A 24,448-nucleotide genomic window follows, 5' to 3' on the forward strand; every position below is an offset into this window, starting at 1 on the left:
CTCAGTTGCCTTCCGCCACCGGCGCTTCGGCGTTCATGCCGAGCCGGTCCATCCACACCGCCAGCGCCTGCTCGTCCGGCGTGCCGGCGCCGTACATCGCGCGCATGGCCGCATGCGATTCCTTGCGGTGCTGGTTGATCTTGACCTTGCACTGCAGCGCCGTCACCCGCAGCTCGAAGCCGACGATGCCGTTCAGCATCTTGAGCTGGAACTCCTCGCCCAGGTCGCGCCACTGCTGCGCATAGGCGGGCTCGTGCTCGCCGATGAGCTTCTTGAGCAGCACGTCCTTCTCGGTGGGCTCCTCGATCAAGCGGGCCTCGACCGTGCAATGCACCGCGAGGTAGTTCCACGTCGGCACGCGCGCGAGGTCCGGATAGACCTGGGGCGACAGGTACGAGTGCGGTCCGAGAAAGGTCGCGACCGCCTGCGGCCGCGCCTGCAGGTAGCGCCAGTGCGGGTTCGGCTTGGCGCAATGCCCCCACAACACCAGTTGGTCGCCGGCCCCTTGCTCCGCCACCAGCGGCAGGTGCGTAACGTACGGCAGGCCGTCGTTGTCGTTCGAGATCAGGCTGGCGAACGGGTGCGAGCGCATCAACTCCAGCGCGATGGCCGGGTCCTTGGCATTGAACTGCGGGGGCATGTACATGGGGTGTTTTCCTCGTGGCGAACCCCGATTGTCCCCGAGCCGGCCTATCTTGCGCGCGGCGCTTCCAGGAGCCTGGCCATTGCGCCGTAGCCGCGCGCCTTGGCCAGCTGCAGCGGCGTGTTGCCCTGGCGGTCGGTGAGCTTCACGCTCGCGCCCGCATCGAGCAGCGCTGCCAGCGTGCGCTGGTGGCGCGGGCCGCCATCGCCGAGCACGATCGATTCGATCACCGCCGTCCAGTGCAGGTTGTTCACGTGGTCCAGCGGCGCGCCGGCCGCGATCAGGCGGCGCACCACTTCGTCGTGGCCCAGGTGCGCGGCGGCGATGAGCGCGGTGCCGTCGTAGCGGCTCGTGGTCTGCCCGGCCTTGGCGCCGAGCGAGAGCAGCAATGTGAGCGTGGTCACGTCGTCGGCGACCGAAGCGATGGTCACTGCGTCGTAGCGGTCGTCTTCGAGCAGGTCGAGGTTCGCGCCCGCCCTGGCGAGCAGCTTGATGGCCTCGCGCTGCCGCGCGTAGGTGGCCACGTGCAGCGGCGTGCGGCCCTTCACATCGCGCGCATCGAGGCTCGCGCCCGAGGCGACCAGCGCCTTGAGTTTCGGCAGATCGCCATGCCATGCCGCCTTGTGCAGCCCTTCATAGGCCAGCACCTCGGCCGCGAGCGGCGGCACCTGGGCCGACACGCCGGCCGCAGCGCCCAGGCCGAGCGCGCCAGCCAGCAGGAGGGTCCGGATACCGCGCTTCATCGCATCAGCCCAAGAGGCCCTTGACCTTCTCGATCGCCGCGTTCGCGCACTGGTCGTCCAGGTGGCCGCCCGGCGCGCCGCCCACGCCCACGGCGCCGATCACTTCGTTGCCCGACTTCACCGGCACGCCGCCGCCCAGCAGCAAAAAGCCCGGCAGGTACACCAGGTTCGCGGCGCCCGCGTTCTTCTGCGCGCCTTCCATCATGGCCTGCGTCGCGCTCTTGGCCGATGCCGAGGTCCAGGCCTTGCGCTCGCTCGAGGCCAGCGTGTGCGGGCCGGCGTTGTCGGCGCGCTGCACGGCGCGCACGGTGCCGGCGCGGTCGACCACGGTGGCGGCCACGTTGTAGCCGTTGGCGGCACAGGCGGCCACGGCTTCGGCCGCGATCTGGTTGGCCAGCGCGAGCGAGATGTTCTTCTCGGTGCGCACGGCGGGCGCCGGCGTCTGGGCTTGGGCGGCCGATGCGGCGAGCAGGACGGCGAGGCAAAGAATGGAACGCATTGTTGATTTCTCCAGTGGATGCAGGGTGACTGCGCCGGCCCATTTTTGTGTTGGCCGACGGCTGCGCCACTGTAGAAAAAGCCGTGCGCCGCGGCCATTCGTACGGCTACGCCCGCCGCTCCGTAGAACTACGGAGCGCGCCCCTCAGACGAAATTTCGTTCGATCCGCCAAAACCGTTCGGGCTGAGCTTGTCGAAGCCTCGCGCGGCGCTTCGACAAGCTCAGCGTGAACGGATCTATTCCCTTTCGAACGCGATCGGTATCAGCCTTCCACGCTCACCAGCACCGCATACCGCCGGATGAGCTGCGCGAGCGAATCACAATCGAGCTTGGCGAACAGGTTGGCCCGGTGCGTCTCCACCGTGCGCGGCGACAGCGCCAGCGTGCGCGCGATCTCCTTGTTGGTGAGCCCCTGCACGATGAACGCCAGCACCTCGCGCTCGCGCTCCGACAGCTGCGCGACGCGCTCGCGCGCGGCGTTGTCGGCCTGCGAGCGCTCGCGCGTGCGCACATGCTGGCGCACCGCCTGCTGCAGCGCCTCGAGCAACTGCTCGTCGTCCACCGGCTTCTCGAGAAACTCCGCCGCACCGGCCTTGAAGGCACGGCGGCACATCTCGACCGTGCCGTGGCCGGTCAGCATGATCACGGGCTGGTCCACGCCCTGCGCCATCAGACGGTCGAGCACCGTGAGCCCGCTGATGCCGGGCATGCGCACGTCCAGCACGATGGCGCCGACGCTCGCACGGTCGAAGCCGTCGATGAAGGCCTGCGGATCGGCCCAGCCCTGCACGCGCAGGCCGACGGTGCCGATGAGAAGCGAGAGGCTGTCGCGCACCGCCTGGTCATCGTCGATCAGGTGGATTAACGGCGACTGCGGTTGATGCGTGGCGGATGTGTTCATGTGGACTGCACTACCAGCGGCAACAGCAAAGTGAAGCGCGCGCCGCGCGGCGCCGCATGGGCCGCCGTCAGGCTGCCGCCCATGCCGCTCGCCAGCGTCTCGCTCAGGCTCAGCCCCAACCCGAGGCCGCCCTCGCGCGTGCTGAAGAACGGCTCGAAGAGCCGCGGCATCGCCTCGGGCGAAATGCCGCGGCCGTTGTCGGTCACGGTCAGCACGCCCTCCTGGCCATTCCGCCCGACCGACACGACGAGCCGGCGCTCCGCGGCCGGCACGAGGTCCAGCGCCTGCAGCGCGTTCATCAGCAGGTTGTGCACGATCTGCTCCAGCGCCACCGCCTCGGCCTGCACGCGCACCGGCGCCTGCGCGCCCGCATCGAACTGCGCCGCGACGCCGCGCTGCGCGAACTCGGGCGCGAGCAGGTGCATCGCGCTGCGCACCACCTCCTGCAGCACCAGCGGCTTCACCTCGCCGCCGGCCTCGGGCCGCTCGATCACACGGCGCAACCGGCCGACCACGCCGGCCGCGCGGCGGGCCTGCTCCACGGCCTGCCCCATCGCATCGCGCGCGGTGGCGAGGTCGGGCGGATCGTCGTCGAGCAACCGGCGCGCGGCCTGCGTGTTGGCCAGCACGGCCGTGAGCGGCTGGTTGAGTTCATGCGCCAAGCCTGCCGACAACTCGCCCAATGCATTGAGCCGCGCGACCTGCCCGAGCCGCAGCAGCTCTTCGGCGCGCCGGCGCGCGATGCGCTGGCGCTGCGCCATCCACAAGCCCGCCGACAGCAGAGCCATCGCCACGGCCCATCCGGCGATGCTGCGCCACGGCAGCTCGCCCCAGCCGACCTGGCGCTCGGCCACCAGATCGAACGGCTGGCTCGGTGAGGCCAGTGCCTTGGTGAGACCGAAGCGCCAGCCGCCTTCGCCCAGCCGACCGGGCTGCAACACGAGTTGCTGCCCATCGCGCTGCAGGCTCACGCGCACCGGGCTCGTCTGCGGATTCATCGGCCAGTCGCGCCACGGCACGGAGCCGGCCAGGTCGATTTCGAGCGCGTAGCTGAAGGGCGTGGCGCCCATCACGAGCTGGTAGCGGCCGCGTGCGAGATCGAGCGATGCGAGGTCGGCGCGCTGCTGGCTGCGGGAGCGCGCCTCGGCGGCGGCCAGTGCGTCCGACTGCTTGCCATCGGGCCACGGCTCCTCGCGCGCGCGACGCTGCACCTTCAGGATCGACGCGTACACCGAGGGCAAACGCTGCTCCGGCTGCCCCGCATCGGCGCCGGGCTCCAGCAGCGCGAGCGTGGCGAGCACCGCGTCGTACTGCACCACCTGCTGGCTCATGAGCCGGTGCGCGATGCGCGCGTCGGTCTCGAAGTCCTGGTGCAGCTGCGCGAGCTCCACGCGCGCCAGCCACACCGCGCCCACGGCCGTGAGGGCCAGCCATGCCAGCCACCAACCACCCTGCGCGCGCAACCACTGTTTCATGGCGCGGATTGTGCCCGCCGCTGCGGGGCGGATCGAAGTGGGCCCAGAATGCGGCCCCAGCATGAGCGAAGTCCAGGACACCCTCTTTCCCGATCTCCCGCGCCCGCAGGAGGCGCCTGTGGCACCGCCGCCCCTCGAGGTTGAACAGCCCGCGAAGAAGAAATCGCGCGGCGCCACCGTGGCCCCGATGCCCGCCGACCCGGCGCTCGTCGAGCTGGCCTCCAAGCTCTCGCCGAACCTGCGCCTGGGCACCTCGTCATGGAGCTACCCCGGCTGGGCCAACCTTGTGTGGGACGGCGAGTACGCCGAGACCGTGCTCTCCAAGAACGGCCTCGCGGCGCTCGCGCGGCACCCGCTGTTCCGCACCGTGAGCCTAGACCGCAATTTCTACCGCGCCCTCACCGCAAGCCAGTACGCGCGCTACGCGGCCATGGTGCCCGCCGACTTCCGCTTCGTGGTCAAGGCCCCGAGTCTCGTGACCGATGCCACCGTGCGCGACGAAAGCGGCCGCGGCACGCAGGTGAACCCCGTGTTCCTCAACAGCGAGATCGCGATCCAGGAGTTCGTACAACCCGCGCTCGACGGCCTGGGCGACCGCATCGGCGCGCTGGTGTTCCAGCTGAGCCCGATCCCTTCGCAGCTGCTGGCCGACCAGCCCGCGCTGCTCACGCGCATCGGCGACATGCTCGAAGCCCTGCCCGACCTGAAGCAGACCGCGCCCGACGCTGTCATCGCCGTCGAGGTGCGCGACCCGCAACTGCTGTGCCCCGCCTTCGCCGACATGCTGCGCAGCGTGGGCGCGACCTTCTGCATGGGCCTGCACGCGAAGATGCCGCCGATCGAAGACCAGCTGCCGATGCTGCGTGCGCTCTGGCCCGGCCCGCTGGTGTGCCGCTGGAACCTGCACCGCCGCCACGGCCGCTTCGGTTATGAGGATGCGGAAAAACTCTACGGCCCGTTCGACAAGATCGTGGACCCCGATCCCGAGACGCGCGCGGCGCTTGCCAAGGTGATCGCCGGCACCACGCGCGCCGGCCAGAACGCCTTCGTCACCGTGAGCAACAACGCCGAGGGCTGCGCCCCGCTCACGATCGCTTCGCTCGCGCGGGACATCGTCGACCTGCAATCGCGGCCGGGGTAGACAGGAAATCCTATTCACGTAGCATGACCGCGACGCCCCACAGGAACACCGGTCATGAGCTCCCTGTCACTGCTTCGCACCCTCTTCGGCTACCGCGCCTGGGCCAACGACGAGCTGCTCGAAAAGCTGGAAGGCTTCGATCCGGAACGCCACCAGGATGCGCGCCACGACGCCATCCGGCTGATGAACCACTGCCACGTGGTGGACCAGATCTTCGCGGCGCACCTCACCGGCAGGCCGCACGGTTTCGCAGCCGACAACACGCCCGACACGCCCACGCTGCAAGCGCTTCGCGGCTCGGTTGCCGCACTCGACCGCTGGTACCTCGGCTACGTGGAAACCGTGACACCGGAACAGCTTGCCGAATCCGTGCCCTTCTCCTTCACCGATGGCGACAAGGGCTTCATGACGCGCGAAGAAATGCTGGCCCACGTCGTCACCCATGGCGGCTACCACCGCGGCGAGATCGGGCGGCTCATGCGGCAGCATGCCGTCGGCCTGCCGTGGGACACCTTTGCGGTGTACCTGCACAGCACCGATCCTGCTCGCCGGATGCAGGGTCAGCTGCAGGCCGCGTAAGGCTCAGGCCTTCTCGCCCTTGGCCGCGACCGTCATCTCCAGCTCGACGCTCGCGTTCTTCGGCAGCTGATACACACCGACCGCCGTGCGCACATGCACGCCGGCATCGCCGAAGACGCGGTGCAGCAGATCGGACGCCGCATCGGCCACTTCGCTCTGCTGCGTGAAATCGGCTGTGCACTGGATGAAGACGCCCACGCGCAGCACCTTCTCTACGCCATCGAGCGAGGCGAGTTCGCGGCGCAGCAGCGTGAGGCAGCGCAGCGCGCAGATCTGCGCGGCCTCGCGCGCCTTCTCCAGCGACACCGCATCGCCCACGCGGCCGGTCACGACCACCGTGGTGCCCACGCGCGGCACCTGCCCGCTGGTATAGAGCGTGCGGCCGTCGCGCACGATGGGCACGTAGTGCCCGCCCGCAAGCATCTCGCCCGCGAAGCTGTGGCCGAGCTCGGCGGCAATCTGGTCGGCAATCTGGTCTCGGCTTTGCGCTGTCGTCATATGTGTTCCATGAAACGGAGGGCCATTGTCGCCAACCGCGTGCGGGGAAAACAGATACAGATCGCGTGGACCGGAGGCGGAACAGATGGCCGGCCCGCCCGGCGCTACAGCGTCTCGCCGGCCTTGAGCACACCCGCGTTGCGCAGCGCGGCGTCCAGCCACTTGGCGGCCGTGTTCCCGTTCTTGATGGCCTCGATGCGCGCGGCTTCGTCGTCGACTTTCTGCACCGCGGCCTGAAGCAGCGCCTCCACTTTCTCCCGCTCGACGATCACCACGCCATCGGCATCGCCCACGACGAGATCGCCGGGGCGAACGGTCACGCCGCCCACCGAGACCGGATGACCGATCCGCCCCGACGCCAGCTTCGTCGGACCGTTGGGATTGGTGCCGACCGAGAAGACCGGAAAGTCCATCTCGTCGATCTCGGCGCTGTCGCGCACCGCGCCGTCGATCACCACGCCGGCGATGCCGACCTGCCGGCAGGCGTTCATCATGATCGTGCCCATGAGCGCAGCGCTCCGGTCCCCCTTGCCATCGATCACCAGCACGTCGCCGGGCCTGGCCAGCGCGATGGCCGCGTGGATCATCAGGTTGTCGCCCGGCCGCACCTCGACCGTGAGCGCGCTGCCGGCCAGCTTCATCCGGTGCCGCAGCGCCGTTATGCGGCCGTGCAGCGCACCGCGGCGGCCCGCGACGTCGGCAAGGATGGCCGGCTGGAAGGCCGAGGCCTGCCGGACCAGGTCAGAGGAGACGCGCTCGAAGTCGCGAACGATGTCGCGAGCGATGTCGGGTTGGGGGTTCATCGTCTGTCTCTTTCTCATTCGGCTTTCACGTCGGCGTCCTTCACCACGCGGCCCCACTTGCGCTTGTCCGCGGCCAGGAAGGCGCGGAACTGCTCGGGGGTGCTTCCCACCGGCTCCAGGCCGTCGGCGGCCAGCCGCCTGGCGATCTCGGGCATCGCGAGCACCTTGGCGACTTCGCGCTGGATGCGCTCGACCACCGCCGGCGGCGTGTTCTTCGCCGCGCAGATGCCGGCCCAGGTCACTGGCTCGAAGTCGGGCACGCCGGCCTCCGTCACGGTCGGGATGTCGGGAAAGGCGGCCAGCCGGCGCGGGCTGGCCACCGCCAGCGCGCGCAGCTTGCCGGCGCGTGCGTACTGCATCGAGCTCACGGGCTGGTCGAAGATCATCGAGACCTGGCCCGCGATGAGGTCCGTCATCGCCTGGCCGGTGCCCTTGTAGGCCACGTGAACGATGTCGATGCCGGCACGGCTCCTTAGCATTTCGCCCGCGAGGTGCCCACCGGTGCCCGTGCCCGAAGAGGCGAAGTTGATCTCGCCCGGCTTCTGCTTCGCGTAGGCGACGAGCTCCTTCACGCTCTTGACCGGCAGCGTCGTGTTCACCAGCAGCATGTAGGGCGCATTGACGACCTGGGTGACCGGTGCGATGTCCTTCTCGGAATCGAAGGGCATGCTTTTCAGGATGTGCGGCTGGATCGACAAGGTGCCTGTGGTGCACATCAGCAGCGTGTGCCCGTCCGCGGGCGCAGCGAGCATGGCCGACGCCGCGATGTTGCCGCCGGCGCCGGGGCGGTTCTCGATCAGGACCGGCTGCCCGAGCCCTTCGGCCAGCTTCGGCGCGATCAGGCGCGCGACCACGTCGTTGGAGCCGCCGGGTGAGAAGCCCACGAGGATCTTCACGGGCTTCGATGGAAAGGCATCGGGGCCTTGCGCCCGGGCGTCGCCCAGCCAGACGGTGCCCGCGGCAAGGGCCGGCAGCAGTTTCAGAAGGGATCGGAGTTTCATTGCGGTTCCTGGTGGATGACGGGGCCCGAGAGTTCGTCGCGCCCACGCGCAACGCGGCGGCAACCCTCCAGCAGTTGCTCGGTGCTTGCGGCAAACGAGAGGCGGAAATGCGTGGGCACGCCGTAGGCGCTGCCCTGCAGTGCCGCGAGGTTCTGCGCATCGAGCAGGTGCATCACCCAGTCGTCGCAGGTCTGGATCGCAACGCCCTGCGGCGTGCGAAGACCGAACAGCGCGCTGCACGAAGCGAAGACGTAGAACGCCCCATCGGGCACCGCGCACTCGATGCCGTCGATGGCATTGAGCGCCGCCACCACCGTGTCGCGCCGCTGCGCGTATTCGCGCCGGTTCGCCGCAATGCTCTCTTGCGGGCCCGTGAGCGCCGCGACGGCCGCCGCCTGCGCGATCGAGTTGGGCCCCGAGGTGCTCTGTGACTGCAGCTTGACCATCGCCTTGATGAGCGCCGACGGTCCCGCGCCGTAGCCGATGCGCCAACCGGTCATCGCGTAGGCCTTGGACACGCCGTTCACCGTCAGCGTGCGGTCCTTGAGATCGGGGGCCACCTGGGCCATGGTGGCGAATTCGGCGTCGCCATAGATGAGGTGCTCGTAGATGTCGTCGGTGAGGATCCAGACATGCGGATGCCGGCGCAGCACCTCGGCCAGTGCCGCCAACTCCGCCCGCGTGTAGGTCGCGCCGCTCGGGTTGTTCGGCGAGTTCAGCATCAGCCAACGCGTCCTGCCGGTGATGGCGCGGTCGAGGTCCGCCGGCTGCAGCTTGAAGCCCATGGCCGCCGGGCAATCGACGCAGACCGGAACGCCGCCGGCCAGCAGCGCGATGTCCGGGTAGGACACCCAGTACGGCGCCGGCACGATCACCTCGTCGCCGGCCGCGACCGTGCACATGAGCGCGTTGAAGATCACCTGCTTGGCACCGGTGCCGACGATGATTTCATTGGATGCATAGGCCAGCCCGTTCTCGCCGAGGAACTTGCCGGCGATGGCCTCCTTCAGCGCCGGCGTGCCGCCCACGTCGGTGTAGCGGGTCTGGCCGGCCGCCATGGCACGGATGGCCGCTTCCTTGATGTGTGCGGGCGTCTCGAAGTCGGGCTCGCCGGCCGTGAGGCTGAGGATGTCCCGGCCGGTCGCGCGCAGTTCGCGCGCCCTCTGGCCCGCCATGGAGCTGGGGGACGGTTTGATTCGGTTCAGGCGTGGTGCGATGTGAAGCATGCACGCAGTATCGAAGTCCGTTTGCCGCGGGACAAACGAGAAATCCGCTGGACGGGCCATTCCTTTTTTTCGTGCGTGGTCAGGGGCGTACATTCCGCCGGATGAACTTCACCTTCAAGCAGCTGGAGGCCTTTCTCTTCAGCGTCAGGCTCCAGAGCTTCAGTGCCGCGGCCGTGAAGCTGCACACCACGCAATCGGCAATTTCCAAGCGCCTGGCGGAACTGGAAGAGTCGCTGGGCGGACCTCTTCTGCACCGCACCTCGCACGGCCTGGAGCTGACCCAGGTCGGCCGCGAATTGCTGCCGCTCGCGGAAGAGGCCCAGCGCCTCTGGCAGCGCATCGCGCACGACATCAGCGTCGACAAGACGCTGCGCGGCACCTTCCGCGTCGGCGTGACCGAGCTCATCGCGATGACCTGGCTCACGCGCCTGATCCAGCTGCTGCAGAAGCTCCACCCCCAGGTGACGATCGAGCCCGTGGTGGACGCGGGGCTCACGCTCTTCGAGCGCCTGGAAGCCAGCAAGCTCGACCTGGCCATCATGCCCGGCACCTTCTGGGGCCAGGCCTTCGAATCGGTCAAGGTCACGCAGGTCGAGCAGGTCTGGATCGCGAGCCCGCGCCTGCAGATTCCCGCCCGCGCGCTCAAGCCGCACGAGTTTGCCGACTACCCGGTGATCGAGCAGCCCGCGGGCGCCTCGAAGAACCGGTTCTACGAAGCCTGGCGCGCGGAGCACGGCTTTCGCTTCGGCAAGGTCATGCTGACGAACAGCACCACGGTCCTGCGCGAACTGACGATCAGCGGCTTCGGCCTGAGCCAGCAGGCGCTCGACTATGTGCGGCCCGACATCCGAAGCGGGCTGCTGCGCGTCGTGAAGAGCGATCCCATGCCGCCGCCGCTGGTCTACAGCGCCGTCTACCGGCGCGACAACGCGAGCCCCGCGCTGGCGCGCATCGTCGAGCTGGCCGTCAAGACCTGCGACTTCACCTTGCGGGCCAGCCAGCACGACGTGGCGCCGGCACGCTCGCCCCAACGATCGCGCGTGCCGCGGCGGGTCACGAAGAAGGCCGTCAGAAAGACACGCAGATAGGGCTGCCGTGCGGGGTGCCTAGGCCTCGAACGCCAGGAACACCCGCCCGCCCTCGATCTTCACCGGATAGCTGCGCAGGTCTTCGGTGAGCGGCGCGCACATCGCCTTGCCCGTGCGCACATCGAAGCGCCCCTGGTGCAGCGGGCACTCGATCTCGTGCCCTTCGAGAAACCCGTCGCACAGCCGCGCATGGCCGTGCGTGCAGATGTTGTCGGTCGCGTGGATGCCGTCCCCGGTGCCGTAGAGCGCGATGTCGCGGCCCTGCACCTCGATGCCCACCACGTCGTCGGCGGGAACGTCGTCGACCGCCGCGGCGTCGATCCATGTCATCGTGCTCATGTGTTTTTTTCCTTCGCTTGTCAGTTGTCGGGCTTGAGGCCGGCGCGCTGGATCACAGGCTTCCAGCGCACCAGCTCCTCGCCCATGAACTTGGCCAGTGCTTCGGGCGTGCTGCCCACGGGATCGAAGTACGCGGTCTGCAGGCGCTTGACCGTCTCGGGGTCCTTCAGCACCACGGCGATCTCGCGGCTCATGCGCTGCACCACGTCATTGGGCGTGCCCTTGGGCGCCATGTACGCGAACCACGGCACGGCCTGGATGTCGGGCAGGCCCGATTCGCGCAGCGTGGGCAGCTCGGGCAAGAGGGCCGAGCGTTCGGCCGACGTCACGGCCAGCGCCTTCAACCGGCCGGCCTTGGCCTGCGGCATCACGGTGACGGGCGGCAGGCACGCGTACTGCACATCGCCCTGGATGATCGCGGTCACCGCCTGCCCCGACGACGCATACGGAATGTGCACCGCGAACGAATTGGTCCTGAGCTTGATGAGCTCCACGCCCAGGTGCGAGATCGAGCCGTTGCCCGTCGAGGCGAAGTTGAACTTGCCCGGGTTCTGCTTCATCGCCGCGAGCCAGCCCTTGACCGAATCGACGTTCATCGCATTGGAGACCGCGCACACGTTGGGCGTGGTCGCCGCGAGCGACACCGGCACGAGGTCCTTGAACGGGTCGTACGGCAGGTTCTTGTAGAGCACCGTGTTGTAGACCAGCGGCGCATTCACCGAGAGCAAAAAGGTGTAGCCATCGGGCTGCGACTTGCTCGCCTGGTCGGTGCCGGTGTTGCCGCCCGCGCCGGGCTTGTTGTCGACGATGAGCGGCTGGCCGATGCGCGCCGCGAGCTTGTCGTTGACGATGCGCGCGAGGATGTCGGGCGACGAGCCGGCCGCGAACGGCACGACGATGCGCACCGGGCGCTGCGGCCAGTCCTGCGCGTGGGCAGCGGCGACCACGGCCACGATGGTGAAAACAACGGCGCGCTTCATGGCTTCGCCTCCACATCGACCATGCCCTGATGGTCCCGTTGTTCGCGTGCGATGAAGCCCGCAATCAGCGCGCGGTACGACGCCTCGACCACCTCGGGATACGCACCCTCCTTCTCGGCCAGCGCCCGCACCTTGTCGATCACCTCCTGCTGGCGCTGCGGCGCCGACACCTGGAAGGCATCGCGCTTGAAGCGCGCCGCGTCCTTCACATAGCGGCCGCGCTCGGCCAGCAGCGCGACGATCTGGCGGTCGAGGCGGTCGATGTTCTCGCGCACCTCGGCGAGGTTGTTGCACAGCGGCCGGTAGGCCGGATCGGTGAAGCGGCGCAGCGGCGCGCCGTGTGTCTCGGGTTCTTTTTCTTGCATGGCTCAGAGGGGGTAGATGATGGAGTTCGGGATCATTTCGCTGTCGAACACGCACAGGCGCGAGGCGAACTTCAGGCCTTCGGGCGTGGGCACGACCTTGTCGATGTAGCGGCCGACGTTGAACACGGTCGAGGGGCCGTCGAGCTTCGTGCGAAACACCGCATAGTTGGCTTCGCTGTGGATCGCGCCGTCGTCATCGACCTTGTGCACCACCGGCAGGCCGACCACATGCCGCTGGTAATACGGGTCATGGAACAGCGTCTCCTGGATGCCGTACACGCGGTCTTCGAGCATGCCCCGGCTCTCGAACGAGAGCGTCGCCAGCGGCAGGTTGCGCTCGTGGTTCTCGCGCGGCTGCAGGCGATAGCTGCATTGCTCGATGAAGAACGCGGGCCACAAATCCCATTGGCCCGAATCGACCGCATGCGCATAGGCCGCATAGAGGCCGGCCAGTTCGAGGTAGGCGTCGGCGTCGAGCTTCTTCGTCATGCCGCCTCCATCACTTCGCGCCAGTAGCGGTACATGCCGCGGATCAGCGTCTCGGTCACCATGTGGTCGGTGTTCTCGACCTCGCGCCCGCCCAACTCCGCCAGCGTGCGGTGATAGGGCTTCTGCTCGAAGCCCTGCTGCGAGAACTCGATCACCTCGCCGTCGTCGGCCGAGACGAAGCCGGCCGGGCCGAACAGGTTGGCCTGGCGCAGGCGGCGCTGCGTCATCTCCCCGGTGTCGTCCTCGAAGCCGAAATGCGTCCACACGAAATCGAAGGCGTCGTGCCCGACCGGCTGGATGTGCCGCGTGGACACGCTGTTGACCTGCTGCTGAAGAATCAGGCTCGGGAACAGCGTCATCATCACCGCCGTCGGCCCGCCCCACCAGGGCTCGGGCACGATATCGAGAAAGCGCGGATCCTTCAGCTGCATGCTCTCCTTGAAGCTGGACACCTGTGTCACCTGCGCGGCCTTGCCCGCGTTGCCGCGCGTGGAAATCATCGCGGCATGGCGGCTGCGCGCGTCCATCTTCAACTCCGACTTGTTGTCGGCGCGCCAGAGCCCGAAGGTCACGAACCAGGTGTGCAGGAGACCTGGGTGGTACGGGTCCTTGATGTTCTCCTGCATGAGCTTCCAGTTGCCCGGAATGCGCTGGCGGCTGTAGCCGAGGATGGTGAGCTTGCGCCCGTCGAAGAGGCGATCGAAGTAGTGAAGGATGTCGGGCCCGAGGAATTCCTCGAACGACTCGACCTCATGGTCGAACGACGCGAACACCACGCCGCCGCGCGAGGCCACCTTGAGCTTGTTCAGGCCGTGGTCCTCGGTCTTGAAGTCCGCGGGCATGCCGCCGTGGACCTTGCCGTCCTGCTTCACGCCGCGGCGGAACGGCACGCCCTGCAGGTCGCCCTTGAGCGTGTAGTTCCACTGGTGGTAGGGGCAGACGAATTCCTTCCTGTTGCCATGGCGCTCGCGGCAGAACTGCATGCCGCGGTGCGCGCAGACGTTCTCGAAGACGTGAATCGCGCCTTCCTCGTCGCGCGACATCACGACCGAGCGCTCGCCAATCGCCGTGCGCTTGAAGTCGCCCGGGTTCGGAATCTCGGCCTCCAGGCCGACGTAGCACCAGTGCTTCTCGTAGAAGAAGCGCTGCAGCTCTTTCTTGTGCAGCGCCTCGTCGGTGTAGGCCATGAAAGGGATGCGGCTGGTCTTGTCGCTCTCCCAATGCAGCTCGATGGGGAACACAGGTGGCGTGGTCATCGCGGGTCTCCTTTTTTCTTCAGCGTTCTTCAGGTGCCTTGCAGGTAGAAGGCATCAGCATGGGTCTGTTCGGGCGCAAGGCCGCGCGCGCGCACAAGTTGCGCCGCGGCTTCGACCATCGGCGGCGAGCCGCAGAGATAAGCGCGCCAGCCGTCGAGGCTGCCGGGCCAGTCGGCGCGGATGGCATCGGTGATGAGGCCCAGGCGCTGCCCCTCGCGCGCGGTGCCGGTGACGACCACCACATGCACCTTCAGGCCCGGGTGCCGGGCCTGCAACTCGCGCAGTTCGTCGAGCCCGTACACGTCCGCATCGGAGCGCACGCCCAGGTACAGATGGATCGGCTGCATCAGCCCGCCCGCAATCGCCCCGCGCACGATCGAAAGAATCGGCGCGAGCCCGGTGCCGCCCGCGGCGCAGAGCATCGGCCCGCGGTGCTTCATTCGCAGGTAGGCCGTGCCGAGCGGCCCGCTCACGCGCACCGCATCGCCGATGCGCAGCTGCTCGAAGATGTGCGCCGTCACGCGCCCGCCCGGCACGCGGCGCACATGGAATTCGAGCTCTGCGTCGCGGCTGAGGCCGGCCATCGAATAGGGCCGCGCGAGATCGGGCGCGAACTGCAGTTGCGCGTACTGTCCCGGCGAAAACGCCAGTGGCTTGTTCGGCTTGAGCCGCAGGCGCCGGATGTCGTGCGTGAGCACGTCGATGCCCGTGACGGTCGCCTTCAGGATGCGCGCCGGATGCACCACCACCTCGTCGGGCTCGGGAATCTCGATGGCGCAGCTTTCGGTGAGCGTGCTCTGGCAGGCCAGCACGTAGCGCTCGCCCTGCCCGTCGGGGCCGTCCGGGCGGATGGCGTCCTGCCCGCCGTCCAGCACCTGGCCCGACACCACCTTGCAGCGACAGGTGCCGCAGCGCCCGGACATGCAGCTGTACGACACCGGCACATGGTGCTCGCGCAGCACTTCCAGCAGGTTCGCGCCGGGGCGGACCTGGAGGGTGCGGGCAAGGGGGTGGATGTGCAGGTCCATCGTGGGGCTCTCGGTTTTTGTCCGGCGCCGGCATCGTGGGCCGGCTTGTCTCTGGGAGCGGATGATGCGCGGCCGTCGCAGATTGACCAATAGAATCTCGTGAATCGACCCCATCACGGATATGAATAAAGGTCTGACATGCACCTGAAGGACATCGACCTCAACCTGCTGCTGGTGTTCGACCGCATGCTGGCCGAGAAGCGCGTCTCGGCCGTGGCCGAATCGCTCGGGCTCTCGCAGCCCGCCATCAGCAACGCGCTGGCCCGGTTGCGCAAGCTCCTGGGCGACGAGCTGTTCCTGCGCACCGCGCGCGGCATGGAGCCCACGCCCTTCGCGCTGCAGCTGGCCGAGCCGGTCGCCTACGCGATGGGTGCGCTGCACACCGCGCTCAACCAGCAGGTGGTGTTCGAGCCGGCCACGAGCACCCGCAGCTTCACGCTCGCGATGACCGACATCGGCGAGATCTACTTCACCCCCCGCCTGATGGAGGCGCTCTCGGTCGCCGCGCCGGGCGTGACGATCAGCACGCTGCGCAACAACACAGCGACCAACCTGCGCGACGAGCTGGAGGCCGGGCATGTGGACATCGCCATCGGCTTGCTGCCGCAGCTGAAGGCGGGCGTGTTCCAGCGCCGGCTTTTTCTGCAGCGCTACGTGTGCCTCTTCTCAAGCACGCATCCGCTCGCGCGCAAGCGCAGCGTGTCGCTCAAGGACTTCAGCGCCGCCGACCACGTGCTGGTGCAGGCCGCCGGCACGGGCCACGGCAAGGCCGACGACGTGATGGCCGCGCAAGGCATCCACCGGCGCATTCGCCTGAAGGTGCCGCACTTCGTGGCCATCGGCCACATCCTGCGCTCGAGCGGCATGATCGCGACCGTGCCCGAGCGGCTCGCAGAGAGCATCGCCGAGCCCTTCGGCCTCGTGTGGCGCCCGCATCCGGTGGCGCTGCCGCAGATCGCGATCAACCTGTTCTGGCACGCGAAGGTGCACCGCGATCCGGGGAATCAGTGGCTGCGAGGGGTGCTGTTCGACAGCTTTGCGGACAAGGACTGACGACGGTCGTTCGGGCCTGTCAGGCGGCAGTAGCGCGCGCGGTCCGTAGCGGCTTACCGAAAAAGGCCTTGCTCACGCCCTCCTCGGGTCTCACGCGCGTCATCGCGGAGGCGCCGCCAACGCCTTTGCGCCAGAGGTTGTGGTTGGAGGATGAGTTGGGAGGTCGCGTGCAGCCTGCCAATTCAGTCAAATTCATCGGATTAAATTCCCGGCAATTCCCCGCCCATCCATCCAAACAAATATCTTTCACTCGTTGGAGAAAACAACCAATTTGCCGGAAGAAATCCTTCCATCCCAGCCACACGGGAATCCATCAAGAAAATAGACGTCCCGTATTTTTTTCCAGATCTCCGGGAAATGATCGTTTGCATAGCAATGCAGCAAAATTCGCATGTCCCTGTGCATGAGTTCCACGAGCAGGCACGCGCCTTCATCGGTCCATTTTGAATCGGTGCCGTGGAAATTTTTCTCGCTCAGATCGAAGTAATTGTTTTTTTGCAGGTTGTAGTCGATCCATCGCTCCCATTCGAAATCGTCCGGAAAAACAGAAGGTGAATCGCTGACGGTTTGCCATTCGTCGAATTTGTCGAACGAATCGTCCGCTGCATATTCGATTCCCAGAGATGCATCGGCAATTACCAGGCTTTCGTTTCTATCACCCGAATATGCGCGATCAAAATAATCCCGGCGCTGGAGAAAATCAATCAATGGCTGGGCTTTGATCAGCAATTCATTCCAGTTTTCCATGGTCATGTCCTCTTATGTAATCCTTGATGGAATTTATCCGGGGCACCGAGGAATTTTCAGGAAAAGCGATGAGGTTGCCGGCGTCATTCACATCGAAATTCAGAGCTTGAGAACGATTCCGGTGCGGTCGGGCATTGCCGAGCGGCGCGCGAGCTGGTCGACCGCGCGTAACAAGGCCGGCACGCGGTGCTCGCCGTGCATGCGCTTCACTTCGGCCGCCGCGGTGGCGAGGTCGATGCCGATGGCCGTCACGAAGAGCGGCGATGCGCTCTGGCCGCGCAGCACCTCGAGCACATCGCTCGCGCTGCGGTAGGCGGTCTTGGCGACGCCGACCACGGGCACCTGGCGATCGAGCGCGTCGTGCAGATGCGCGCCGAGACCCGGGTGGCCCGGCTCCAGCGAGACGTAACCATCGACGATGACGATGTCCGCCAGCGGCCCCTCGCGCAGCACACCGAGCAGGCAGGGCAGCTCGCGGCGATAGAACGCGCCGGGCTCGTACGCGGCCACCTCGCGAAAGCCCGCGATGGCCTGCGTCTCTTCGTGGGCCGCCGTCCATCCGCGAAACCAGAGGCCCGCGGCCACCGCGGTTTCGGCGCGGTAGTCGACGTCCAGGCACACGATCAACGGCTCGCTCATGCAGGCCACTGCCCGAGCACCTCGTGCACGCCCTCGCCGACGTGGCTGTCGATGAGCGCGAAGGAGCCCGCGGTCCAGCGCACCGGATCGATCGCGTGCTTCTCGATCTTGCGGCGCGTGTAGGCGAGCGTCATGTGGGGCGTGAAGCTGCGCTCGGGCTTGAGGCCCGCGTCGGCCAGCGCTTCGCCCAGGTGCTGCCGGAAGTCGGCGAGCGCATCGGTGCCCTCGTCGCCGCACAGCACGAAGGCCTTGCTGTTCGCGTAGGTCATGGCGTGGTCGAAGACGACGTCGAACGCCGGTGGCGCGACGGCGGCAGCAGCCTCGAGCGCGGCCTGCACCTTCTTGCGCGGCACCGTGTCGTAGCCGCCGAGATCGTGCAGCGTGACATGCAGGCGCTGCGCCTCGGTCAGCGTGCCCTTGAGCGCATGGCGGTCATCGAACTGCGCACCGAGCGCCGCGAGCGATGCGGCGTCTTCGGCGTTCGGAAAGATCGCGAAGAAGAGCGTGTGCGGCAGCGGCTCCTTGCGGCGCGCCTTGGTTCGGGGTCGCGGCAGAGGCCGCGGCGGGGGATCGATTCCGGGGAGAAGAAGCTGTTCTGACATGCGTCGATCATCGCGCATGGTTCTCCCTCTTCACGAGGCTGTCGGCGAGCTCCCCGCCGCGCATCGCGCGCGAACTTCTAGGCTTCGAGGCGCGTGGCCGCAGCGCCCAGGTTCACCGAAATGTTGTCCTGGTTCACGGTGATGTTGACCAGCGCGACGTTGCCGTACACCTCCACCTTGATGGACAGATGCGTGGGGATGGTGGTCTTGAAGACGGTCAGGTCCCATATCCCTTCGGGCACGTTCTGCGCCGTGCCCAGCGGCGCGGTGCCGTTGTGACCCCACCGGACCGTGCCGATGGTCACGGCGGTCGTGTTTTCCTTGTCGGCTCCGCCGACGATGTTGACGGTTACGCTGGTCATGTCGTTCTCCATGGGTGTGGGGTCGTGGTGTGAATCCTTGAATCGACCTGCGGGTCGTCGAGGAGAAAGCACTGTAGGGACGCACCTGCCGGAAAACAATTACGGGCCATTACAGCGCCCAGTCGTTCGCCTCCGGCGGCTCCGGTTACGACGGCATCAACACGACCAACTTGACAAAGTAGATCAAACTTGTAAAGTACGGTTCTTCGCCCTCAAAGACCGGCATCCAGTGTTCGCGCCGGTCCCCATCGAAACAGCATCATGAATATCCGCCCTCCTCATTCCGCCGGAGCCCTCCGCTGATGGCCGCCGCCGCACCAGCCGCCGCCCCAGAGCGCCGCGTGGCCATCATGGAATCGGCGATCGGCGTCTTCCTGCGCTACGGCTTCCGGAAGACGTCGATGGACGATCTCGCGCGCGCCGCGGGCATCTCCCGCCAAGGCCTCTACCTGCACTTTTCGTCGAAGGACGAGCTCTTCAAGGAGGCCGTCACCTGGTTCGCGCAGCAGGGCCTCGCGGCCATGCGCGCCGCGCTGGCGCGCAAGGACCTGCCGATCGAGGAGCGGCTGGTCGGCGCCTTCGCGGCGCTGCATGCGCAGAACGACGGCTCGCAGATGTCGCTGGAACACATGAACGAGATCGTCGCGACCGCGCGCGAACTCGTCGGCCCGGTGCTGGAGGAGTTCGACCAGGCCGTTCCGAAGGAACTGGCACGGGCCATCCGGTCGAGCGAGCCCGCCGTTCCGTGGCGCGCCGCGGGCCTCACGGCCAAGTCGCTCGCGCAGCACCTGTATGCGGCCTCGCACGGCTTGAAGCACTACGCCCGCACGCCGGCCGAGTACCAGGCCGGCATCCGCACCGCGGTGCGCCTGGTGTGCGGCAGCCCGTCGGCGGCCGCGCCTCGCGCGTGAGCTTCTTCGGATGAAGCGCACGCCTCGCACCTTCTTTCACATCTTCACGATCGGAGTCATCGCCATGTCCACCTTCTCCCTGTGTGCCTGCAGCCCGCGTCTCGCGGCCAATCCCCAGTCGCCGCAACAGCGCGACGGCCTCTACCGCAACGTCGTGCCGCGCGTGCCGCTGGGGTTCCTGAAGACTGTCGCGATCGGCTGGCAGTTCCTCACCGGCAAGAGCGACGCGACCGTGCCGAACGTGCCGATTCCGGTGCAGCCGCTGACGGCCGCGGCGCTGCTCGATGCGCCGGACGGCAGTCTTTACCGGCTGGGCCATTCGACCTTGCTGCTCAAGTTGCGCGGCGAGTTCTGGCTCACGGACCCGGTCTTCTCGGAGCGCGCATCACCGGTGCAATGGGCCGGCCCGAAGCGCTTTCACGCGCCGCCGATCGACATCGACGACCTGCCGCCGATCAAGGGTGTGATCCTCTCGCACGACCACTTCGATCACCTGGACCGCCATGCCATCGCGCGGCTCGCACCGAAGGTCGAGGTGTTCATCACGCCGCTGGGCGTGGGCGAGCGGCTGATCGCGTGGGGCGTCGACGCGGCGCGCGTGCGGCAGCTCGACTGGTGGGGTGAGACGACCGTCGGCGGCGTGCGCCTGGCCGCAGTGCCTGCGCAGCATTTCTCGGGGCGCAGCCTGCTCGACGAAGACCGCACGCTGTGGGCGTCGTGGGTGATCGAAGCGGATGGGCTGCGGCTTTTCTTCAGCGGCGACACCGGCTACCACGCGGACTTCAAGACCATCGGCGATCGCTACGGTCCCTTCGACATGACGATGATCGAGACCGGCGCGTACGACAAGCAATGGGCCGACGTCCACATGCAGCCCGAAGAGACGCTGCAGGCCCACCTCGACCTGCGCGGCCGCTGGCTGCTGCCGGTGCACAACGGGACGTTCGACCTCGCGCTGCATCCTTGGGACGAGCCCTTCGAACGGATTCAGGCGCTGGCGAAGGCGCGCGATGTGAAGCTTGCGACGCCGGTGATGGGCGAGCGCGTGGCGCTCGAGGCGCCGCAGGCGGGTGGTGCCTGGTGGGTGCGCGGCAAGGACTGAGCCTGCTCCCACTCGATCGCCGCGAGCGGCTTGCTCGGGCACACGATGCCTCTACAAGGTATCCGTTCGATGCAGTCGATCGCCCAGGAAGTGGACGATCTCTTGGAGCGGCAACGGCGCCAACTGGTTTTTCTTCAGGAAAGCGGTCCACTGTTTTTGCTTGCCTGCGTCTTCCGCGAAGGAGCTTCCCAATCCGATGGGCAAAGACGTTGGCAAGGGCGTTTTCCTTCTGGCAAAAGTGGCCCCGATCGCCCGTCGCAATTCCGCGCCGTCGAGTTCGTCTTCTCGAAGAAGGATCCACAGGTCAAAGTAATCCTTCATCCGGCTGTTGGTCATGCCGAGCACGCACAGTGCATGGAATTTCTCGGCCACCACCGTGTACTTCGGATAGGCACGCAACGTCGGCGCCGGCAGGTCACTCAGCAGGACCGGGTAGCTCACCGACACTGGCGCCGGTGTCACGACATCGCCGAAGCCCACGTCGATCTGAAGCGAAATGCGCGCACCGTCGAACGCTGCTCGCAGATCCACCCTGACGCCGCTATAGCCCGCCTCCTTGCGGATCTCCGTGCCCTTGATGGTGGAGAGTTCGAACGCCATGCCGTCCTCCACCTGGATTTCCGCGATATCGCGAAAGGCCGCGACCACGGAATCGACGTCGTCGGGTCCGAATCCAAGAAGGTCCATGTCCCGCGTCGCGCGATGCGGCACTTCGTACCAGAGCGAGAAGAGCAAGGCGCCCTTCAGCAGAAAGCTGTTCGCGTGCCGCGAGAGCGACAGGCGATAGAGAAGCCGCTCCAGACCGTAGTGCGTCAGGGTCAGGTTGAAGTCTTGCCGGGTGGCATCGGCCTTCTGCTTCAGTCGCGCGCGAATCGACGCCGCCACGTTGCGGCTCATGCCGTGAGACTTTCCATGTAGGGGCGCATGATGTTCGCGACACGGTCGATGGTTGCGTAGTGCCAGAGCTTGTCCATGGACAGCTTGTTCTGGCGCCAACCGTCCTGCAGCGCCTCGAGGGCTACGTCAAGGCCGATCTTGTTGCGAAACTTGAAGCAATCGGCCACCGTTTTTTCGGCATCGAACACAGGCACTTCGACACCGTCGATCTGCACCTGCCGAATGCCCTCGGCCAAGGCCGCGCCAGACATCCGCACGATGCGCAATGCGGGTTGATCAAGGCGCGGGCTGGGCATGTTCGGCGGAATGGCCAGCCACACTTCAAACGGCGCTTGGGTTCCGATCTCGTGCACCCGCAGTGCAGAAAGCAGGCAGACGACGCCTCGGCCGACCCGCAATGACACTTCCGCAAGCGACCTGTGCTCGCTCGACGAGCGCCCCGGCAGGCAGTAAATGCCTCGGGCCACTCGCTCCAGCCGGCCTGCGGCAACCAGTCGACTCAGTATCACCGTCGGCAGTTGTTGATCGGCGACATCGCGGGCGCGCAGCAGGGGGCGTGACTTGGCAAGGGCAAGAACAGCCTGCTCCTGGGTCGTGATTTGAGTGGGTGGCGCCTTCATGGTGATGTTGCAATATAAATGAAAAGGTGAAAAACCTCATCACTATTGCAACAGACTCTGTACGCGCTGATCGATACGCGTCGAAGCCGCATCCTATCGCCTCATCTCGCAGAGGCTAAGCTCCGGATCACTCCCACTCGATCGTCGCTGGCGGCTTGCTCGACACGTCGTAGGTCACGCGGTTGATGCCGCGCACTTCATTGATGATGCGGCCCGACACCTTCTTGAGCAGCGCGTACGGCAGCTCCGCCCAGTCGGCGGTCATGAAATCGCTGGTCTGCACGGCGCGCAGCGCGACGACGTAGTCGTAGGTGCGGCCGTCGCCCATCACGCCCACGCTCTTGACGGGCAGGAACACGGTGAAAGCCTGGCTGGTGAGGTCGTACCAGGTCTTGCCGCTCTCGTCCTTGAAGTTGCGCAGTTCCTCGATGAAGATCGCGTCGGCGCGGCGCAGCAGGTCGGCATATTCCTTCTTCACTTCACCCAGGATGCGCACGCCCAGGCCCGGGCCGGGGAACGGATGGCGGTAGACCATCTCGGGCGGCAGGCCGAGCGCGACGCCGAGTTCGCGCACTTCGTCCTTGAACAAGTCGCGCAGCGGCTCCAGCAGCTTGAGGCCCAGTTGCTCGGGCAGGCCGCCGACGTTGTGGTGGCTCTTGATGGTGACGGCCTTCTTGCTCTTGGCACCGCCCGACTCGATGACGTCGGGGTAGATCGTGCCTTGCGCGAGGAACGTGGCGCCCTTGTGGCCGCCGTCGCCGGCCTTCAACTTTGCGGCTTCCTGCTTGAACACGGTGACGAATTCGCCGCCGATGATCTTGCGCTTGGCTTCGGGCTCGCTCACACCCGCGAGCTTGCCGAGGAACAGGTCGCTGGCATCGACGCGAATCACCTTCGCATGCAGCTTGCCCTCGAACATCTCCATGACCATGTCGCCTTCGTTCAGGCGCAAGAGGCCGTGGTCGACGAACACGCAGGTCAGCTGGTCGCCGATGGCGCGGTGGATGAGCGCGGCGGCCACGCTCGAATCGACGCCGCCCGAGAGGCCGAGGATGACCTCTTCATCGCCCACCTGCTCGCGGATCTTCTGGACGGCTTCGGCGATGTGGTCGCGCATGACCCAGTCGGGCTTGGCCTCGCAGATGCCGAGCACGAAGCGCTCGATGATCGCCTTGCCCTGCACGGTGTGCGTGACTTCGGGGTGGAACTGCAGGCCGTAGTAACGGCGCGCCTCGTCGGCCATGCCGGCGATGGGGCAGCTGTCGGTGCTGGCCATGAGCTTGAAGCCCGGGGGCAGCTCGGTGACCTTGTCGCCGTGGCTCATCCACACGTTGAGCATGCCGTGGCCTTCAGGCGTGGTGAAGTCCGAGATGTCCTTCAGGAGCGCGGTGTGGCCATGCGCGCGCACGGCCGCGAAGCCGAACTCGCGCTTGTGGCCGCCTTCGACCTTGCCGCCCAGTTGGTGCGCCATGGTCTGCATGCCGTAGCAGATGCCCAGCACGGGCACGCCCAGGTCGAACACGGCCTGCGGGGCCTTGTCGGTGGTTTCTTCGTACACGCTCGCGTGGCTGCCGGAAAGGATCACGCCCTTCAGGTGGCCGTCGGCCGCGTACTCGCGCACCCATTCGTCGGTGACGTCGCAGGGGTGCACTTCGCTCAGCACATGGGCCTCGCGCACGCGGCGTGCGATGAGCTGCGTGACTTGCGAGCCGAAGTCGAGGATGAGGATCTTGTCGTGTTGCATGGCGAGAGGACTCAGAGCGTTGAAATGTCGAACAGCTTCACGCCCGCCTTGGGCGCTGCCTGGATGAGGTGCTCGTCGAAGGTGGCGAGCGGGAGATTGAGCGACTTGGCGAGCCACAGGTAGCCCGCGTCGTAGGTCGAGATGCCGGCGTCGATGGCGACCGCGAGCACGGCCTTGTGCTGGGCGGGTGCGAGCTCGTGCAGCTCGACGCGGTGGCGGATGGCGTCGAGCACGCTCCAGAGCCCCTCGACCGCGGCGGTCGGGATGCGGCCGCTGCGCACGCCGTTCGCGAGGATGTTGGCGCACTCCCATTGCCAGGCGTTGGGCGCCTGCGGCTCGACCTCATCGCGGCGGATGGCTGCGTAGAGCTTGCGGGTGTGTTCGCTGGCCTGGTCGGGCAGGAGCCAGGCGGCGGTGACGGAGGCGTCCATGACGAAGGCTGTCACGATCGGCGCCCTTCGTCGAGCAATGCGCGAAGGGAAAGACCGGGCTGGATGGTGGCGTGCAGCGCGTCGATCTGGCCGAGTTCGCGTGCGATCTGCTCGTCGGTGATGACCGGCTTGCGCCGCACCGGCAGCATGCGCACGACTTCCTTGCCGTGGCGGGTGATGCGAACCTCCTCGCCCTTTTCGACCAGGTCGATCAGGGCGGAGAAGTTGTTCTTGGCTTCAGCGATGCCGATGGATTGCATTTGGGCCAGAAAAATTGAATCTGGCC

The 24,448-nt window shown here is 66.9% G+C and carries 30 protein-coding genes; 6 read left to right on the forward strand and 24 right to left on the reverse strand.

What is annotated here, in order from left to right; genetic code table 11:
* Position 1 precedes the first annotated feature (1 nt).
* From JC881_RS01645 to JC881_RS01665, 5 genes are all read right to left on the reverse strand, one after another.
* Positions 2-646 (reverse strand): FMN-binding negative transcriptional regulator, encoded by a 645-nt coding sequence (locus tag JC881_RS01645; protein ID WP_198783973.1) that lies wholly within the window; start codon positions 644-646, stop codon positions 2-4.
* A 44-nt stretch (positions 647-690) separates the two neighbouring features.
* Positions 691-1,386 carry an ankyrin repeat domain-containing protein gene (locus JC881_RS01650; protein ID WP_198783974.1) on the reverse strand — a complete coding sequence of 232 codons (696 nt, stop codon included), beginning with the start codon at positions 1,384-1,386 and terminating at the stop codon, positions 691-693.
* Between the two features lie 4 nt (positions 1,387-1,390).
* Positions 1,391-1,885, reverse strand: a complete 495-nt coding sequence (locus tag JC881_RS01655) for a GlcG/HbpS family heme-binding protein (RefSeq protein ID WP_198783975.1) — start codon at positions 1,883-1,885, stop codon at positions 1,391-1,393.
* 262 nt (positions 1,886-2,147) lie between these two features.
* Positions 2,148-2,786 (reverse strand): response regulator transcription factor, encoded by a 639-nt coding sequence (locus JC881_RS01660; RefSeq protein WP_198783976.1) that lies wholly within the window; start codon positions 2,784-2,786, stop codon positions 2,148-2,150.
* On the reverse strand, positions 2,783-4,261 hold the full coding sequence (locus JC881_RS01665) for a sensor histidine kinase (protein WP_198783977.1): 1,479 nt from the start codon (positions 4,259-4,261) through the stop codon (positions 2,783-2,785). The genes JC881_RS01660 and JC881_RS01665 overlap by 4 nt, the downstream gene beginning before the upstream one ends.
* Positions 4,262-4,322: 61 nt before the next feature.
* Between JC881_RS01665 and JC881_RS01670 the strand changes: the two genes are divergently transcribed.
* The gene (locus JC881_RS01670) at positions 4,323-5,402 is read left to right on the forward strand and encodes a DUF72 domain-containing protein (protein WP_198783978.1); all 1,080 of its coding nucleotides are present in this window, start codon (positions 4,323-4,325) and stop codon (positions 5,400-5,402) included.
* 54 nt (positions 5,403-5,456) lie between these two features.
* Positions 5,457-5,981, forward strand: coding sequence for a DinB family protein (locus JC881_RS01675; protein WP_198783979.1), 525 nt, complete (start codon positions 5,457-5,459; stop codon positions 5,979-5,981).
* Positions 5,982-5,984: 3 nt separating this feature from the next.
* On the opposite strand, the gene JC881_RS01680 is transcribed toward JC881_RS01675, so the two are convergent.
* The 4 genes from JC881_RS01680 to JC881_RS01695 all read right to left on the reverse strand — a co-directional run bounded on the left by JC881_RS01680 (position 5,985) and on the right by JC881_RS01695 (position 9,509).
* Entirely contained in the window at positions 5,985-6,479 is a 495-nt protein-coding gene (locus tag JC881_RS01680; protein ID WP_198783980.1) for a RidA family protein, read from the reverse strand.
* A 104-nt stretch (positions 6,480-6,583) separates the two neighbouring features.
* On the reverse strand, positions 6,584-7,282 hold the full coding sequence (locus JC881_RS01685; RefSeq protein ID WP_198783981.1) for an RraA family protein: 699 nt from the start codon (positions 7,280-7,282) through the stop codon (positions 6,584-6,586).
* Between the two features lie 14 nt (positions 7,283-7,296).
* Complete coding sequence (locus tag JC881_RS01690; RefSeq protein ID WP_198783982.1) at positions 7,297-8,283, reverse strand: Bug family tripartite tricarboxylate transporter substrate binding protein; 987 nt, start codon at positions 8,281-8,283, stop codon at positions 7,297-7,299.
* Positions 8,280-9,509 (reverse strand): pyridoxal phosphate-dependent aminotransferase, encoded by a 1,230-nt coding sequence (locus tag JC881_RS01695; protein WP_198783983.1) that lies wholly within the window; start codon positions 9,507-9,509, stop codon positions 8,280-8,282. The genes JC881_RS01690 and JC881_RS01695 overlap by 4 nt, the downstream gene beginning before the upstream one ends.
* A gap of 101 nt (positions 9,510-9,610) precedes the next feature.
* On the opposite strand from JC881_RS01695, the gene JC881_RS01700 reads away from it, so the two are divergent.
* On the forward strand, positions 9,611-10,597 hold the full coding sequence (locus JC881_RS01700) for a LysR family transcriptional regulator (protein WP_198783984.1): 987 nt from the start codon (positions 9,611-9,613) through the stop codon (positions 10,595-10,597).
* A gap of 18 nt (positions 10,598-10,615) precedes the next feature.
* Here JC881_RS01700 and JC881_RS01705 read toward each other — a convergent pair whose 3' ends face one another.
* Genes JC881_RS01705 through JC881_RS01730 form a run of 6 tightly spaced genes read right to left on the reverse strand, consistent with a single transcriptional unit; the run spans position 10,616 to position 15,054 of the window.
* Positions 10,616-10,936, reverse strand: coding sequence for a non-heme iron oxygenase ferredoxin subunit (locus tag JC881_RS01705; RefSeq protein ID WP_198783985.1), 321 nt, complete (start codon positions 10,934-10,936; stop codon positions 10,616-10,618).
* A gap of 20 nt (positions 10,937-10,956) precedes the next feature.
* On the reverse strand, positions 10,957-11,916 hold the full coding sequence (locus JC881_RS01710; RefSeq protein WP_198783986.1) for a Bug family tripartite tricarboxylate transporter substrate binding protein: 960 nt from the start codon (positions 11,914-11,916) through the stop codon (positions 10,957-10,959).
* A complete protein-coding gene (locus JC881_RS01715) occupies positions 11,913-12,281 on the reverse strand; it encodes a chorismate mutase (RefSeq protein ID WP_198783987.1) in 369 nt (122 codons plus the stop codon). The genes JC881_RS01710 and JC881_RS01715 overlap by 4 nt, the downstream gene beginning before the upstream one ends.
* A 3-nt stretch (positions 12,282-12,284) precedes the next feature.
* A complete protein-coding gene (locus tag JC881_RS01720; protein WP_198783988.1) occupies positions 12,285-12,770 on the reverse strand; it encodes an aromatic-ring-hydroxylating dioxygenase subunit beta in 486 nt (161 codons plus the stop codon).
* Positions 12,767-14,026: an aromatic ring-hydroxylating dioxygenase subunit alpha gene (locus JC881_RS01725; RefSeq protein WP_198783989.1), complete on the reverse strand. Its 1,260-nt coding sequence runs from the start codon at positions 14,024-14,026 to the stop codon at positions 12,767-12,769. The genes JC881_RS01720 and JC881_RS01725 overlap by 4 nt, the downstream gene beginning before the upstream one ends.
* A gap of 29 nt (positions 14,027-14,055) precedes the next feature.
* Complete coding sequence (locus JC881_RS01730) at positions 14,056-15,054, reverse strand: 2Fe-2S iron-sulfur cluster-binding protein (RefSeq protein WP_198783990.1); 999 nt, start codon at positions 15,052-15,054, stop codon at positions 14,056-14,058.
* Positions 15,055-15,192: 138 nt separating this feature from the next.
* On the opposite strand from JC881_RS01730, the gene JC881_RS01735 reads away from it, so the two are divergent.
* Positions 15,193-16,107 (forward strand): LysR family transcriptional regulator, encoded by a 915-nt coding sequence (locus tag JC881_RS01735; protein WP_198783991.1) that lies wholly within the window; start codon positions 15,193-15,195, stop codon positions 16,105-16,107.
* A gap of 246 nt (positions 16,108-16,353) precedes the next feature.
* On the opposite strand, the gene JC881_RS01740 is transcribed toward JC881_RS01735, so the two are convergent.
* The 4 genes from JC881_RS01740 to JC881_RS01755 all read right to left on the reverse strand — a co-directional run bounded on the left by JC881_RS01740 (position 16,354) and on the right by JC881_RS01755 (position 18,457).
* Positions 16,354-16,854, reverse strand: a complete 501-nt coding sequence (locus JC881_RS01740; RefSeq protein ID WP_198783992.1) for a hypothetical protein — start codon at positions 16,852-16,854, stop codon at positions 16,354-16,356.
* 99 nt (positions 16,855-16,953) lie between these two features.
* Positions 16,954-17,493: an endonuclease V gene (locus tag JC881_RS01745; protein WP_198783993.1), complete on the reverse strand. Its 540-nt coding sequence runs from the start codon at positions 17,491-17,493 to the stop codon at positions 16,954-16,956.
* Complete coding sequence (locus tag JC881_RS01750; RefSeq protein WP_198783994.1) at positions 17,490-18,095, reverse strand: 2'-5' RNA ligase family protein; 606 nt, start codon at positions 18,093-18,095, stop codon at positions 17,490-17,492. Before JC881_RS01750 ends, JC881_RS01745 begins: the two co-directional genes overlap by 4 nt.
* Before the next feature lie 77 nt (positions 18,096-18,172).
* Positions 18,173-18,457 (reverse strand): hypothetical protein, encoded by a 285-nt coding sequence (locus tag JC881_RS01755; RefSeq protein ID WP_198783995.1) that lies wholly within the window; start codon positions 18,455-18,457, stop codon positions 18,173-18,175.
* A gap of 302 nt (positions 18,458-18,759) precedes the next feature.
* On the opposite strand from JC881_RS01755, the gene JC881_RS01760 reads away from it, so the two are divergent.
* Positions 18,760-19,368, forward strand: a complete 609-nt coding sequence (locus JC881_RS01760; RefSeq protein WP_198783996.1) for a TetR/AcrR family transcriptional regulator — start codon at positions 18,760-18,762, stop codon at positions 19,366-19,368.
* A 64-nt stretch (positions 19,369-19,432) separates the two neighbouring features.
* Positions 19,433-20,470, forward strand: coding sequence for an MBL fold metallo-hydrolase (locus JC881_RS01765; RefSeq protein WP_198783997.1), 1,038 nt, complete (start codon positions 19,433-19,435; stop codon positions 20,468-20,470).
* A gap of 51 nt (positions 20,471-20,521) precedes the next feature.
* Here the strand turns inward: JC881_RS01765 and JC881_RS01770 are convergent, their stop codons facing one another.
* The 5 genes from JC881_RS01770 to JC881_RS01790 form a co-directional block, all read right to left on the reverse strand.
* Positions 20,522-21,367 carry a nucleotidyl transferase AbiEii/AbiGii toxin family protein gene (locus JC881_RS01770; protein WP_198783998.1) on the reverse strand — a complete coding sequence of 282 codons (846 nt, stop codon included), beginning with the start codon at positions 21,365-21,367 and terminating at the stop codon, positions 20,522-20,524.
* Positions 21,364-21,987: a type IV toxin-antitoxin system AbiEi family antitoxin domain-containing protein gene (locus tag JC881_RS01775; RefSeq protein WP_198783999.1), complete on the reverse strand. Its 624-nt coding sequence runs from the start codon at positions 21,985-21,987 to the stop codon at positions 21,364-21,366. Before JC881_RS01775 ends, JC881_RS01770 begins: the two co-directional genes overlap by 4 nt.
* Positions 21,988-22,114: 127 nt before the next feature.
* Positions 22,115-23,731: a glutamine-hydrolyzing GMP synthase gene (gene guaA / locus JC881_RS01780; protein WP_198784000.1), complete on the reverse strand. Its 1,617-nt coding sequence runs from the start codon at positions 23,729-23,731 to the stop codon at positions 22,115-22,117.
* Between the two features lie 11 nt (positions 23,732-23,742).
* Positions 23,743-24,162 carry a type II toxin-antitoxin system VapC family toxin gene (locus tag JC881_RS01785; RefSeq protein ID WP_198784867.1) on the reverse strand — a complete coding sequence of 140 codons (420 nt, stop codon included), beginning with the start codon at positions 24,160-24,162 and terminating at the stop codon, positions 23,743-23,745.
* An 11-nt stretch (positions 24,163-24,173) separates the two neighbouring features.
* Positions 24,174-24,422, reverse strand: a complete 249-nt coding sequence (locus JC881_RS01790) for a type II toxin-antitoxin system Phd/YefM family antitoxin (protein ID WP_093432414.1) — start codon at positions 24,420-24,422, stop codon at positions 24,174-24,176.
* Positions 24,423-24,448 lie beyond the last annotated feature (26 nt).

The sequence above is a fragment of the Variovorax sp. IB41 genome, assembly GCF_016405905.1.
Taxonomy (GTDB): domain Bacteria; phylum Pseudomonadota; class Gammaproteobacteria; order Burkholderiales; family Burkholderiaceae_C; genus Variovorax.